The organism is Cereibacter changlensis JA139 (genome assembly GCF_003034985.1).
GTDB classification, from domain to species: domain Bacteria; phylum Pseudomonadota; class Alphaproteobacteria; order Rhodobacterales; family Rhodobacteraceae; genus Cereibacter; species Cereibacter changlensis.
On record NZ_PZKG01000033.1, the window covers coordinates 1 to 13905 of the forward strand.

The 13905-nt window shown below is 67.9% G+C and carries 11 protein-coding genes and 2 pseudogenes; all 13 read left to right on the top strand.

Annotated elements, in window-relative coordinates; genetic code table 11:
- A pseudogene (locus tag C5F48_RS09480) lies at positions 1-391 on the top strand (ferredoxin:protochlorophyllide reductase (ATP-dependent) subunit N); the annotation flags it as partial.
- A gap of 64 nt (positions 392-455) precedes the next feature.
- Entirely contained in the window at positions 456-2030 is a 1575-nt protein-coding gene (gene bchB / locus C5F48_RS09485; protein ID WP_107663666.1) for a ferredoxin:protochlorophyllide reductase (ATP-dependent) subunit B, read from the top strand.
- Positions 2020-5611: pseudogene (locus C5F48_RS09490) on the top strand (magnesium chelatase subunit H). The gene bchB and the pseudogene C5F48_RS09490 overlap by 11 nt, the downstream one beginning before the upstream one ends.
- Positions 5612-5678: 67 nt before the next feature.
- Complete coding sequence (bchL, locus tag C5F48_RS09495; RefSeq protein ID WP_107663667.1) at positions 5679-6575, top strand: ferredoxin:protochlorophyllide reductase (ATP-dependent) iron-sulfur ATP-binding protein; 897 nt, start codon at positions 5679-5681, stop codon at positions 6573-6575.
- A gap of 42 nt (positions 6576-6617) precedes the next feature.
- Positions 6618-7286 (top strand): magnesium protoporphyrin IX methyltransferase, encoded by a 669-nt coding sequence (gene bchM, locus C5F48_RS09500; protein ID WP_107663668.1) that lies wholly within the window; start codon positions 6618-6620, stop codon positions 7284-7286.
- Positions 7283-8722 (top strand): PucC family protein, encoded by a 1440-nt coding sequence (locus C5F48_RS09505; RefSeq protein ID WP_107663669.1) that lies wholly within the window; start codon positions 7283-7285, stop codon positions 8720-8722. The genes bchM and C5F48_RS09505 overlap by 4 nt, the downstream gene beginning before the upstream one ends.
- A gap of 17 nt (positions 8723-8739) precedes the next feature.
- Entirely contained in the window at positions 8740-9519 is a 780-nt protein-coding gene (puhA, locus tag C5F48_RS09510) for a photosynthetic reaction center subunit H (protein ID WP_107663670.1), read from the top strand.
- Positions 9520-9582: 63 nt separating this feature from the next.
- Positions 9583-10227 carry a photosynthetic complex putative assembly protein PuhB gene (gene puhB / locus C5F48_RS09515; protein WP_107663671.1) on the top strand — a complete coding sequence of 215 codons (645 nt, stop codon included), beginning with the start codon at positions 9583-9585 and terminating at the stop codon, positions 10225-10227.
- 10 nt (positions 10228-10237) lie between these two features.
- Positions 10238-10699, top strand: coding sequence for a photosynthetic complex assembly protein PuhC (gene puhC, locus C5F48_RS09520; protein ID WP_107663672.1), 462 nt, complete (start codon positions 10238-10240; stop codon positions 10697-10699).
- Positions 10700-10721: 22 nt separating this feature from the next.
- Positions 10722-11018: an O2-dependent cyclase accessory protein gene (locus tag C5F48_RS09525; RefSeq protein WP_107663673.1), complete on the top strand. Its 297-nt coding sequence runs from the start codon at positions 10722-10724 to the stop codon at positions 11016-11018.
- Positions 11019-11035: 17 nt separating this feature from the next.
- A complete protein-coding gene (gene acsF / locus C5F48_RS09530) occupies positions 11036-12106 on the top strand; it encodes a magnesium-protoporphyrin IX monomethyl ester (oxidative) cyclase (RefSeq protein WP_373454339.1) in 1071 nt (356 codons plus the stop codon).
- Between the two features lie 61 nt (positions 12107-12167).
- A complete protein-coding gene (gene puhE, locus C5F48_RS09535) occupies positions 12168-12992 on the top strand; it encodes a putative photosynthetic complex assembly protein PuhE (protein ID WP_107663696.1) in 825 nt (274 codons plus the stop codon).
- Positions 12993-13373: 381 nt separating this feature from the next.
- The gene (locus C5F48_RS09540; protein WP_107663675.1) at positions 13374-13865 is read left to right on the top strand and encodes a c-type cytochrome; all 492 of its coding nucleotides are present in this window, start codon (positions 13374-13376) and stop codon (positions 13863-13865) included.
- Positions 13866-13905 lie beyond the last annotated feature (40 nt).

The following is a 13905-nucleotide window of genomic DNA, read 5'->3' on the forward strand; positions in this document are numbered from 1 at the left end:
CTGTTCTTCCTGCCCGACAGCCAGCTCGAACCGCCGCTCGCCCGCTTCCTCACCCGCGAATTGCGGCATGACCGCGATCGAGGTCGGCACCCCTTACCTGCACCGCGACATCCTCGGCCCCGATCTCGACCTGCTGGCCGAAGGCCCGGTGATCTCCGAAGGTCAGGACGTCGAAAAGCAGCTCGACCGCGTCCGCGCCGCCCGGCCCGATCTCACCATCTGCGGCCTCGGCCTCGCCAATCCGCTGGAGGCCGAGGGGCTGACGACGAAATGGGCGATCGAGCTCGTCTTCACGCCGGTGCATTTCTACGAACAGGCGGGCGATCTCGCCGGACTGTTCTCCCGCCCGCTGCGCCGCCGCGCGCTGCTCAACCCGGAGGCCGCAGAATGACCTCCTTCACCTTTGCCCAAATATCCCGCGGGGGTCCGGGGGCGCGAAGCCCCCGGGGTCGCACATGAAGCTCACACTCTGGACCTACGAAGGCCCCACCCATGTCGGGGCGATGCGCGTCGCAACCGCGATGCAGGGCCTGCATTACGTTCTGCACGCGCCGCAGGGCGACACCTACGCCGACCTCCTCTTCACCATGATCGAGCGGCGCAACGCCCGCCCGCCGGTGAGCTACACCACCTTCCAGGCTCGCGATCTCGGCTCCGACACGGCGCATCTGTTCAAGACCGCCTGCAAGGAGGCCTATGACCGCTTCCGCCCCGAGGCGATCCTCGTCGGCGCCTCCTGCACCGCCGAGCTGATCCAGGACGACACCGGCGGTCTGGCCGAGGCGCTGGAGCTGCCGGTCCCGGTGATCCCGCTGGAGCTGCCGAGCTACCAGCGCAAGGAGAATTTCGGCGCCGACGAGACCTTCCTGCAGATCTGCCGCAAGCTGGCGAAGCCCATGGCCCGGACCGAGGCCGTCAGCTGCAACCTCCTTGGCGCCACCGCCCTCGGCTTCCGCCACCGCGACGATGTGGCCGAGATCACGGCGCTCTTGGGCGAGATCGGCGTCGCGGTGAATGTCTGCGCCCCGCTCGGCGCCGCGCCGCATGACATCGCCCGGATGGGGGCCGCGCATTTCAACGTGCTGCTCTACCCCGAGACCGGCGAAAGCGCCGCCCGCTGGGCCGAGAAGACCCTTGGCCAGCCCTATACCAAGGTGGTGCCGATCGGCGCCGGCGCCACGCGCGACTTCATCGCCGAGGTGGCGGCGCTGGCGGGGCTCACCCCGCGCGTCGACGAGAGCCGGCTGCGCCAGCCCTGGTGGTCGGCCTCGGTCGACAGCACCTATCTCACCGGCAAGCGGGTGTTCCTCTTCGGCGACGCCACCCATGTCATGGCCGCCGCCCGCATCGCCCGCGACGAGATCGGCTTCGAGGTCGTCGGCATGGGCTGCTACAACCGCGAATTCGCGCGGCCGATGCGGGCGCTGGCCAAGTCCTACGGGCTCGAGGCGCTGATCACCGACGACTATCTCGAGGTCGAGGAGGCGATCCAGGGTCTCGCGCCCGAGCTGATCCTCGGCACGCAGATGGAGCGCCACATGGCCAAGCGGCTGGGGATTCCCTGCGCCGTGATCTCCGCCCCGGTGCATGTGCAGGATTTCCCCGCCCGCTACTCGCCCCAGATGGGCTTCGAGGGCGCCAATGTCATTTTCGACACCTGGGTGCACCCGCTGGTGATGGGGCTGGAGGAACATCTCCTGACCATGTTCCGCGAGGACTTCGAGTTCCACGACGCGGCCGGGGCCTCGCACCACGGCGGCAAGGCCGTGGCGGCGGCGCCGCAGGCATCCGCCCCGGCCGCCGAGGGCTCGGTGCCCGAGGCGGACCGTCCCCCCGCCCCGCTCGACACCCAGGCTCCCGATCCCGCCAGCATCGTCTGGCTGAGCGACGCCGAAGCCGAGCTGAAGAAGATCCCCTTCTTCGTGCGCGGCAAGGCGCGGCGCAATACCGAGAGATACGCGGCTGACAAGGGGCTGTCCCGCATCAGCATCGACACCCTGTACGAGGCAAAGGCCCATTATGCGCGGTGATGTGAGTATCCAGAGTTCCGGGGCGAAGACCGGCTACAGCGTGGTCATCGTCACGCTCGACGCCCATGCGGCAGGCCCGGCCGCCCGGGTCGCGCCCCGGCTGCAGGCGAGCTTTCCCGGCCTCAGCCTGTCGATCCACGCCGCCGCCGAATGGGCCGAGACCCCCGCCGCGCTGGCCGAGGCCAAGGCGGCGGTCGCGGGCGCGGATCTGGTGATCTCGAACCTGCTGTTCATCGAGGAGCACATCAACGCCATCCTCCCCGAGCTGCAGGCCGCCTCCGCCCGCTGTGACGCCTTCGTCGGCATGATCGCCGATCCCGCCATCGTCAAGCTGACGCGGATGGGCGATCTCGACATGTCGAAGCCCGCCTCGGGGCCGATGGCGCTGTTGAAAAAGCTGCGCGGCTCCAACAAGGAGCTGTCGGCCAACAATGGCGAGTCGCAGATGAAGATGCTGCGCACCCTGCCCAAGATGCTGAAGTTCATCCCCGGCAAGGCGCAGGACCTGCGGGCCTGGTTCCTGTCGATGCAATACTGGCTCGGCGGCTCCGACGACAATCTCGAGCAGATGATCCGCTATCTGGTCTCGCGCTATGCCCGGAACGCGGCCTGGCACAAGGTCACCGCCAAGCCGCCGGTCGATTACGCCGAGGTCGGGCTCTACCACCCCGAGCTGAAAAGCCGCATCACCACCGACCCCGCCGACCTGCCGCGCCCGAAGGACGCGAAGGCGACGGTTGGCCTTCTGATGCTGCGCTCCTACATCCTCGCCTCCGACACCGCGCATTACGACGCGGTGATCTCCGCATTCGAGGAGAAGGGCATCGCCGTGCTGCCGGCCTTCGCCGGCGGGCTCGACGGGCGGCCGGCGATCGACGCCTTCTTCCGCGACGCGCATGGGGTGAAGATCGACGCCATGGTCTCGCTCACCGGCTTCAGCCTTGTCGGCGGGCCGGCCTACAACGACAGCCCGGCGGCGGTGGAGGCTCTGGCGGCGCTCGACGTGCCCTATATCGCCGCGCATCCGCTGGAGTTCCAGACCCTCGGCCAATGGTCGCGTGCCGGCGGCGGGCTCGGCCCGGTGGAGACGACGATGCTCGTGGCCCTGCCCGAGATCGACGGCGCGACCAACCCGACCGTCTTTGCCGGGCGGCATGACATGGGCGGCTGCGACGGCTGCCCCGGCGGCTGCCACATGAAGGTCGCGGGCGCCGACGCCCGCGCCATGTCGCCCTGCCACGAGCGGATAAAGGTGCTGGCCGAGAAGACCCTGCGCCTCGCGCTGCTGCGCCGCTCGGAAGTGGCCGCGCGCAAGGTGGCCGTGGTGCTCTACGGCTTCCCGCCCAATGCGGGCGCGGTCGGCACCGCCGCCTATCTCGGCGTCTTCGAGAGCCTCTACAACGTGCTGCATGCCATGGCGCGCGAGGGCTACAGCCTGACCCCGCCCGAGTCGGTGCAGGCGCTGCGCGACGCGGTGCTGGGCGGCACCTCGAGCCAGTATGGCCAGCCCGCCAATATCGCCGCGCATGTCCCGGCCGAGACCATCGTCGCCCGCACGCCTTGGCTCTCGGATGTCGAGAAGGCCTGGGGCCCGGCACCTGGGCGGATCCAGTCGGACGGGCGCGGGGTCTATGTGCTGGGGCAGCAGATGGGCAATGTCTTCGTCGGCATCCAGCCGGTCTTCGGCTACGAGGGCGACCCGATGCGGCTCCTGTTCGAGAAGGGCTTCGCCCCGACCCATGCCTTCTGCACCTTCTACCGCTGGCTGCGCGAGGATTTCGGCGCGGATGTGCTGCTGCATTTCGGCATGCATGGCGCGCTGGAGTTCATGCCGGGCAAGCAATCGGGCTTGGGCGGCGGCTGCTGGCCCGACCGGCTGATCGGCGCGCTGCCCAACGTCTATCTCTATGCCGCAAACAACCCGTCCGAAGCCTCGCTGGCCAAGCGCCGGTCGAACGCGATCACCGTCACCCATCTGACGCCGCCTCTGGCCAAGGCCGGGCTCTACCGCGGGCTACAGGATCTGAAGGACAGCCTGATGCGCTGGCGCCAGCTTGCGCCCGATGCGGCGGAGCGGGACGAGCTGGAGCTCTTGATCGCGGAACAGGCGCGCGCGGTGAACCTCGACGGGCAGGAGCCCGAGACGATGTGGCTGAAGCTCTTGGAGACCGAGGGATCGCTGATCACCGACGGGCTGCATGTCGTGGGCCGGCCGATGACCGAGGAGCAGGTGCAGGAAAACCTCGCGCTGATGCCCGAGATGACCGAGGAGCGCCGGGCCGAGGTGGCGGCGCTGTTGCGCGACGAGACCGAGATCCGCGGCATCCTAAAGGCGCTCGGCGGGCATTTCATGCTGCCGGTGCCGGGGGGCGACCTGATCCGCGCGCCCGAGATCCTGCCGACCGGCCGCAACATCCACGCCTTCGACCCGTTCCGCATGCCCACCGCCTTCGCCCTGCGCGACGGCGCTGCTCAGGCCGAGCGGCTGCTCGAGGCGCACCCCACCCTGCCCCGCTCGGTGGCACTGGTGCTCTGGGGCTCCGACAACATCAAGTCCGACGGCGGCCCGATCGCCCAGGCGCTGGCGCTGATGGGGGCGAAGCCGCGCTTCGACCATTACGGGCGTCTGGCCGGCGCCGACCTGATCCCGCTGTCCGAGCTTGGCCGTCCGCGCATCGACGTGGTGATGACCCTTTCGGGCATCTTCCGCGACCTCCTGCCCTTGCAGACCCGCATGCTGGCCGAAGCCGCCTGGAAGGCCGCCCATGCCGAGGACGAGCCCCTGTCGCAGAACTTCATCCGCGCCCATGCCCTCGCCTATGCCGAGGAGATGGGGGTGGACATGGAGACCGCCTCGCTGCGGGTCTTCTCCAACGCCGAAGGGGCCTACGGCTCCAACGTCAACGTGCTGGTTGGCTCCTCGGCCTTCGGCGAAGAGGACGAACTGGCAGATGCCTACGAGGCGCGCAAGTCTTTCGCCTATGGCCGCACCGGCAAGCCGGTGCAGAACGCGGCGCTGCTGCAGAAGTCGCTGAAGACGGTGGACGTGGCCTATCAGAACCTCGAGTCGGTCGAGCTGGGCGTGACCACGGTCGATCACTACTTCGACACGCTGGGCGGCATCGCCCGCGCGGTGAAGCGCGCGGCGGGGCGTGGAGGCGTCGGTCTACATCGGCGACCAGACCCGCGGCGCGGGCACGGTGCGCACGCTGAAGGACCAGATCGCGCTGGAGACCCGCGCCCGCAGCCTGAACCCCAAGTTCTACGAGGGCCTGCTGAAACACGGCGCCGAGGGCGTGCGGCAGATCGAGGCGCAGGTGACCAACACGCTCGGCTGGTCGGCCACGACGCAGCAGGTGGAGCCCTGGGTCTACCAGCGGCTCAGCGAGACCTTCGTGCTGGACGAGGCGATGCGCAAGCGGCTGGCCGAACTGAACCCCGAGGCGAGCGTGCGCATGGCCGAACGCCTCCTGGAAGCGAGTGCCCGTAACTATTGGCAGCCCGACGCCGCGACGCTCGCGGCGCTGCAGGGGGCTGCGGACGAGTTGGAAGACCGGCTCGAAGGGATCGCCGCCGAATAGGCGCGCGCCCGAGGCCCGGCAAGCCCTGCCTGTCAGGGATGGTGCAAACAGAGGAAAGGGGCCCCCGATGAGCCCGAGAGACGAAATACCGCTGCTGCGCGGTCAGGATGGCGAAGGGTCGGTGCAGGTGCATCTCGACCCGGAGGAGAAGATCACCAGCGCCAAGGTGTTCTCGGTTTATGGCAAGGGCGGGATCGGCAAGTCGACCACCTCGTCGAACCTGTCGGCGGCCTTCTCGATGCTGGGCAAGCGGGTGTTGCAGATCGGCTGCGACCCCAAGCATGACAGCACCTTCACCCTGACCGGGCGTCTGGTGCCCACGGTGATCGACATCCTGAAGGAGGTCGACTTCCACGCCGAGGAGCTGCGCCCGGAGGACTTCGTCTTCGAGGGTTTCAATGGGGTGAAATGCGTCGAGGCGGGCGGCCCTCCGGCGGGCACCGGCTGCGGCGGCTATGTCGTGGGGCAGACGGTGAAACTGCTGAAACAGCACCACATGCTCGACGACACCGATGTGGTGATCTTCGACGTGCTGGGCGACGTGGTCTGCGGCGGCTTCGCCGCCCCGCTGCAACATGCCGACCGGGCGCTGATCGTCACCGCCAACGACTTCGACAGCATCTACGCGATGAACCGCATCATCGCCGCAGTGCAGGCCAAGTCGGTGAACTACAAGGTCCGGCTGGCCGGCTGCGTCGCCAACCGCTCAAAGAACACCGACGAGGTGGACCGCTACTGCAAGACCGTGGGCTTCAACCGGCTGGCGCATATGCCCGACCTCGACGCCATCCGCCGCAGCCGTCTGAAGAAGAAGACGCTGTTCGAGATGGAGGACGCCGAGGACGTGGTGCAGGTCCGCAAGGAATATGTCCGGCTGGCGGAAACGCTCTGGGCCGGCACCGACCCGAGCGCGCCGCATCCGCTGCCCGACCGTGAGATTTTCGAGTTGCTGGGTTTCGACTGAACCTTATCCCGCCGGCTGCCTCCGGTTCTTCAGGAAGATCCCATGAACGACTACTCAACCACCCGCGACCGCGTCGAGCACTATTTCGACCGCACCGCGACCCATACCTGGGAGCGGCTGACCTCCTCCGCCCCCGTCAGCCGCATCCGGCAGACGGTGCGCGAGGGGCGCGACATGATGCGCGACACGATGCTGTGGCGGCTGCCGCGCGACCTCACCGGGCTGCGCGTTCTGGATGCGGGCTGCGGCGCCGGCCAGACCACGGCGGCGCTGGCCGCGCGGGGGGCCGAGGTCACGGCGGTCGACATCTCGCCGCAGTTGGTGGAGATCGCCCGCAGACGCCTGCCGCCCGAACATGCCGACCGCGTACGCTTCCATGCGGGCGACATGCTGGCCGATGAACTGGGGTCGTTCGACTACGTCGTCGCGATGGACAGCCTGATCTATTACACCGACGAGGATATCGCCCGCGCACTCGACCGGCTCGGCGCGCGCACGCGGCATTCGGTCGTCTTTACCGTCGCGCCCAGAACGCCTTTCCTGATGGTGTTTTGGTGGATGGGAAAGCTGTTCCCGCGATCCGACCGCTCTCCGGTCATGATCCCGCACCCGTTCAAGCCTCTGAACGAGGTTACCGGGCGCAGGCTGGTGAAGATCGGTCGGGTCTCGCGCGGCTTCTACATCTCCGAGTGCCTGGAGTTCCGGCCATGATCCTGGGGCGGAAGCAGATCAAGAAGCTGACGATGCGCTCGCTTCCCTTCGCGGATGCGGCCTCGGAAGGTCTGCCCTTGGGCCAGCTGCTGCGGCTGTCGCTGTTCCAGCTTTCGGTCGGCATGGCGACGGTGCTGCTTCTGGGCACGCTGAACCGGGTGATGATCGTCGAGCTTTCGGTGCCCGCCACGGTGGTTGCGCTGATGATCGCGCTGCCGGTGCTTTCCGCCCCGTTCCGCGCGCTTCTCGGCCACCGCAGCGACACCTACCGCTCGGCGCTCGGCTGGAAGCGGGTGCCCTACCTCTGGTTCGGCTCGCTCTGGCAGATGGGCGGGCTGGCCATCATGCCCTTCGCGCTGATCGTGCTGGGCGGTGACCAGACCTTCGGGCCGACCTGGGCGGGCGAGCTGCTGGCGGCCCTCGCCTTCCTGATGGCGGGTCTCGGGATGCACATGACCCAGACCGCCGGGCTGGCGCTCGCCTCGGACCGCGCGACGGACGAGACGCGGCCCCGCGTGGTGGCGCTGCTCTATGTCATGTTCCTCGTCGGCATGGGGATCTCCTCGCTCGTCGTCGGCTGGCTTTTGCGCGATTTCTCCGACATCCGGCTGATCCGCGTGGTGCAGGGCTGCGGCTTCGCCACGCTGGTGCTGAACATCATCGCGCTGTGGAAGCAGGAGAAGGTGCGCCCGATGTCGGCGGCCGAGCGGGCCGAACCGCGGCCGCGCTTCCGCGACGCCTGGCGCGACCTTCTGTCGGGCGGCACGGCGGGGCGGCTTCTGGCCGTAGTCTTCGCCGGGACGCTGGCCTTCAACATGCAGGACGTGCTGCTGGAGCCCTATGGCGGCGAGATCATGGGCCTCTCGGTCTCGGCCACCACGCTGCTGACGGCCATGTGGTCGCTGGGCGCGCTTCTGGGCTTCGGGCTTGCCGCGCGCTGGCTCGCCCGCGGGCTCGACCCGATCCGCATGGCCGGGCGCGGCATCCTCATCGGCATCGCCGCCTTCGCCCTGGTGATCTTCGCCTATCCCGCCGGGTCGCAGCCGATGTTCTACCTCGGCGCCTGCTGCATCGGCATGGGCGGCGGGCTGTTCTCGGTCGCCACGCTGACCGCGGCGATGACCATGCCCGCGGGCGGTCGCGCCGGGCGCGGGCTGGCGCTCGGCGCCTGGGGCGCGGCGCAGGCGACGGCGGCGGGGCTTGCCATCTTCATCGGCGGGGCGCTGCGCGACGGCATCGGCCACTGGGCCATGGCGGGCCATCTCGGGTCTGCGCTGCAGGACCCGGCCTTCGGCTACAGCTTCGTCTATCACCTCGAGATCGGGCTGCTGTTTGCGACCCTCATCGTGCTTGGCCCGCTGGTGCGGACCACGATCCTTCACCCCGAAAGACTTGCCGGCGGTTCCAAGATGGGCATCGCCGACTTCCCCACCTGACACCGGAGGACCCTGCAATGGTTGGTGTAACTTTCTTTGGCGACTTTGACTTGGCAAGCCTCGCGATCTGGCTGTTCTGGGGCTTCTTCGCCGCCCTGATCTACTATCTGCAAACCGAAAACATGCGCGAAGGCTATCCGCTGGAGAACGAGGACGGGACCGTCGCCGCGAACCAGGGCCTGTTCCCGGTGCCGAAGCCGAAGACCTTCCTCTTGCCCTTCGGCCGCGGCTCGGTCACCTACCCTGGCCCGGAGAGCGAGGATCGCCCGATCCCGATGGCCCGCACCGCGGTTTCCGAAGGCTTCCCGCATGTTCCGACCGGCGATCCGATGAAGGACGGCGTCGGCCCGGCCTCCTGGGTGGCGCGGCGCGACATCCCCGAGCTCGACGGACATGGCCACAACAAGATCGTGCCGATGTCGAAATGCGGCTTCGTCATCTCGGCCGGGCGCGACCCGCGCGGCCTGCCGGTGCGCGCCAACGACCATGAATATGTCGGCAAGGTGACCGATCTCTTCATCGACGTGCCCGAGCAGCTGATCCGCTATCTGGAGATCACGCTGGACAACGGCGGCAAGCGCCTTCTGCCGATGCCGATGGTGCTGGTGCGTCAGGGCCGGGTCGACGTGAACTCGCTGTCGTCGGACCTGTTCGCGGGCATCCCGACGCACAAGTCGGCCGACGAGGTGACGCTGCTCGAGGAAGACAAGATCTCGGGCTATGTCGCCGGCGGCATCATGTACTCGGCCGAGAAACGCAAGAGCCGCTGGTCGGCCCTGGCTGGCCAACTGGCCTGACCTTCCCGGCGCGGCCTCCGGAAGGGGGCCGCGCCGCATCCCCTTCCGCACGGAGCGCCCGACATGGACCACGACGATTTCGCCTTCGAGCCGCTTCCCGGCCTGCCTGCCCATCCGCCCAAGGGCGAAACGCTGCTCTGGCAGGGCAGCCCCGCCACGCTGCCTCTCGCGCGCGAGGCCTACAAGCTGACCTGGGTCGCCTGCTACTTCGTGCTGGTGGTGCTCTGGCGCGCCTCAACCGGCTACGCCGACGGCGGCGCGCCGATGGCCCTGGCCTATGGCCTGCCCTATGCGGTGATCGGGCTCTGCGCCTGCGGTCTGATCGTGCTTCTGGCCTACTGGCAGGCACGGACCGCCATCTACACCATCACCACCGCCCGCGTGATCCTGCGCATCGGAGCGGCGCTGTCGGTGACGATCAACCTGCCGTTCAAGCAGCTGCTGTCGGCCAGCCTCGACAAGCGTCGCAACGGCACCGGCACCATCGCGATGCAGATCGGCGGCGACACGAAGATTTCCTATCTGGTCTGCTGGCCGCATGTCCGCCCGTGGCATCTGCGCGGCGTCGAGCCCGCGCTGCGCTGCATCCCCGATGCCGAGCGCGTCGCCCGCATCCTCAGCGATGCCGCCGAGGCCCGGCTTTCGGTGCCCTCCGTCGCCCCCCGCGCCGCTGCGCGAGCGCCGCAGGGCGCCGTTCCGGCAGAGTAAGGAAAATCAGATGACAAAGACCACCAAACAGCCCGCCCTGCGCAACGAGGACAAGGAGATGATCCCCCCGGGCCTGCTGCGCATGATGCTGGCCCTGGCGATCGCCTCGCTTCTGGTGGTGACCTATGCCGTCGTGACCGACCGCGAACATGTCGGTCAGCCGGTGGCATCGGCGATTGTGAGTGAACGGACCATCATCTTCGAAGGACGCGGCGCCAAGGCGGTGGCCGTGCGCGCGGAGGATGGCTCCATGTTGTTTGAATCGGAGAACGGCGGCTTCGTCACCGTGATCCAGAACGGCCTTCAGCGCGCCCGCACCGTGGCGAAGGTGGACCAGGGACTCCCTGTGCGGTTGGTAGAGTACGAGAACGGCAGGCTTACGCTGCATGACGACGCAACGGGCTGGAGCGCGGAGCTTCAGGCCTTCGGCGATGACAACAAAGCCGCGTTCGAAAGGCTGCTCGCCGACTGATGCCAACAAAGGGAACCGAACCATGGGAATTTTCACAAGGGTAGCGGAAGAGGTGCCTTGCACCGTCGAGGTCAGTCACAAGTTCGAAAGTCTGCATGCGCATGTGCGCTTCAACAACGGCGCGGTGGTCCATCCCGGCGACGAGGTGCTGGTGCATGGCGCGCCGGTGCTGGCCGCCTATGGCGAGGTGATCGTCGAGGACCGTCTGGCCACCATCACCCGGGCGAGCGCGCTGGAGCGGCTCTGGACCCGGCTGACCGGCGATTTCGATTTCATGGAGCTCTGCGAGTTCTCCTTCTCCGAAGAGGTGAAGCTGTGAACGCGCGCCCCGGCGACATCGCCCCCGAGCTTTCCGCCCAGGCCGTGGCCGATACCACGGCGATGGCGACCGAGACCACGCTGCTCAATCCGCGCTTCTACACCACGGATTTCGACGAGCTGGACCGGATCGACGTATCTTCGGTGCGGCCCGAATGGGACCGGCTGATCGCGCAGATGAAGTCCGACCCGAACAAGGGCCATTTCAAGAAGACCGACGCCTGGGACAAGGTGGATTGGGCGGGGATGGACCCTGCCCTGAAGGTGGAGTTCATCGACTTCCTCGTTTCCTCCTGCACCGCCGAATTCTCGGGCTGCGTGCTCTACAAGGAGATGAAGCGGCGCGGCAACAACCCCGACATCTGCGAGCTGTTCAACTACATGGCGCGCGACGAGGCGCGGCATGCCGGCTTCATCAACGACGCGCTGCGCGAGGCGGGGGTGGCGGTGAACCTCGGCTTCCTGACCAAGGCGAAGAAATACACCTATTTCCGGCCGAAGTTCATCTACTACGCCACCTACCTGTCGGAGAAGATCGGCTACGCCCGCTACATCACCATCTACCGCCACCTGGAGGCGAACCCCGAGCATCGCTTCCACCCGATCTTCAAGTGGTTCAGGGAGTGGTGCAACGACGAGTTCAGCCATGGCGAGGCCTTCGCCCTGCTGATGAAGACCGACCCAAAGCTCACCACCTCGACGGTGAACAAGCTCTGGATCCGCTTCTTCCTGACCGCGGTCTATTCGACGATGTGGGTGCGCGACCACGCGAGGCCCGAGTTCCACAACGCGCTGGGGGTGGACATCGACTGGTACGATCAGGAGGTCTACCGCAAGACCTCGGCCATCGCCCGGCAGATCTTCCCGGTGGAGCTCGACATCGACCACCCGCGCTGGATTCCGGGGCTGAACCGGATGAACCGCGCCTTCATCGCCATGGACGAGGCGAAGCGGGTCGGCGGCATCGGCGGCTGGGCGCGGCGCATGGCGGCGGGCGCGCAGGCGGTTGCGGCCTTCGTGTCGCTCTACACCATCCCGGTCAAGACCAGCACCCTGCCCGACAGCGTGCGGATGGAGCCGGTCTATTGAGACGCGAACAGCACCGGGGGCGGGATCTGCCCGCCCCGACCGCGGCGGGAGACGAGGCGTGATCTTCACCAGCCCATGGGCCGTGGCGCTCTCGGCGATCTTCATCTGGTGGTTCTCCACCGGCATTCTGCTGTGGCGGGTGCGCCATGCCGACAACCGCGGCCCGGATGCGCATATGGCCTCGGTGGTGCTGGGCCTGCCCCTGCTCTTCGGCGGGATCTTCGGCTTCTCGAACACGCTGGCCGACATCTCGGTGAGCGGCGTCTATCTCGCCTTCCTCTCGGCGCTGGCGATCTGGGCCTGGATCGAGCTGGCCTTCCTCTCCGGCGTCATCACCGGGCCGAACGCCGGCCCCTGCCCCCGCTTTTCCAGCGAGGGCGAGCGCTTCCTGAGGGCGATCGGCGCCATCGCCTGGCACGAGAGCCTGCTGATCGTGGTGCTGTCAGGCATGGCGCTGCACGCCCATGGCGCGGCCAATCCCTTCGGGCTCTGGACCTTCCTCGTGCTGTTCATCGCCCGGATCTCGGCCAAGCTGAACCTGTTCTTCGGCGTGCCCTACATCAACACCGAGTTCCTGCCCTCGGCGATCTCGCATATCGCCACCTATTTCCGCAAATCGCGGATGAACGGGCTCTTCCCGCTCTCGGTCACCTTCCTGACCTTCGCCACCGGCTGCTGGGTCGAACGGGCGCTGGCCTCGGCGGATGTGGGCCGCGCGGTCGGCTTCTGGTTGCTGGCGGCGCTGACCGCGCTGGCGCTGCTGGAGCACTGGTTCATGGTGCTGCGGCTGCAGGACCAGAAGCTGTGGCGCTGGATGATGCCCGCGCCGCGCGACGCCGCGGAGCCGCGGCCCGCGCTTTCCGACGAGGGCCGCAATGGGCTGTGACCCCCGGCTCTCTCCCCGCCCGGCGGCGGGCGTCACGTCCGACCCGGCGCTTTCCGTCGGCCGTGCGTCAATCCGTCACCTCAAGGCTTCCGGCGCGGGGCGGCATAGTCGGCCCGATCAGGCTCCCGGACGCCGCCGGGGCCGCGACAATCCGAGGGGCAACCGGGCCGTCATGTTCAGCCGTTCACCGACCCCGCCGTCCCGAAGGGCCCCGCGCCCCGCCCGCGTCGCAATGGCGATGCCCCGGCAGGCCGCCCCGGCGCCCGCCTCATGCCGTCGCCTCCGGAGACCCGCATGACCCTTTACCAAGTTTCACGCCGCGCTTGTGAACCAGCGGCATTGGCTTACCGTATACACTCTACAGCAATAGGGAGGATCCCCATGAAGCTTAGACTCGCTACCCTCGTCGCCGCCGCTTTTGCAGCAGCCCCCGTTCTCGCCCAGGAAGGCGATCCGGCAGCCGGTGAGAAGGCCTTCAGCCAGTGCCAAACCTGCCACGTCGTGGTGGACGAGGCCGGCACCGTCCTCGCCGGTCGCGCCGCCAAGACCGGCCCGAACCTCTACGGCGTCGTCGGCCGTCCTGCCGGCTCGCAGGCGGACTTCAAAGGCTACGGAGATTCGATGAAAGCCGCCGGCGAGAAGGGCCTCGTCTGGAACGAAGAGGAATTCACCGCCTATACCAAGGACCCGACCAAGTTCCTGAAGGACTATCTCGAAGATCCCAAGGCGCGCGGCAAGATGACCTACAAGGTCCGCAAGGAAGAAGACGCCCACAACATCTGGGCCTTCCTGTCGACCTTCTCGCCGGCCCCGACCGAAGCGGCGGCCCCGGCTGCCGATGCGGCCGCCCCGGCGGCGCCCGCCACCAACTGATCGGCGGCAGGTACTGAAAAGGCCGGCGGGGTCGCTCCCG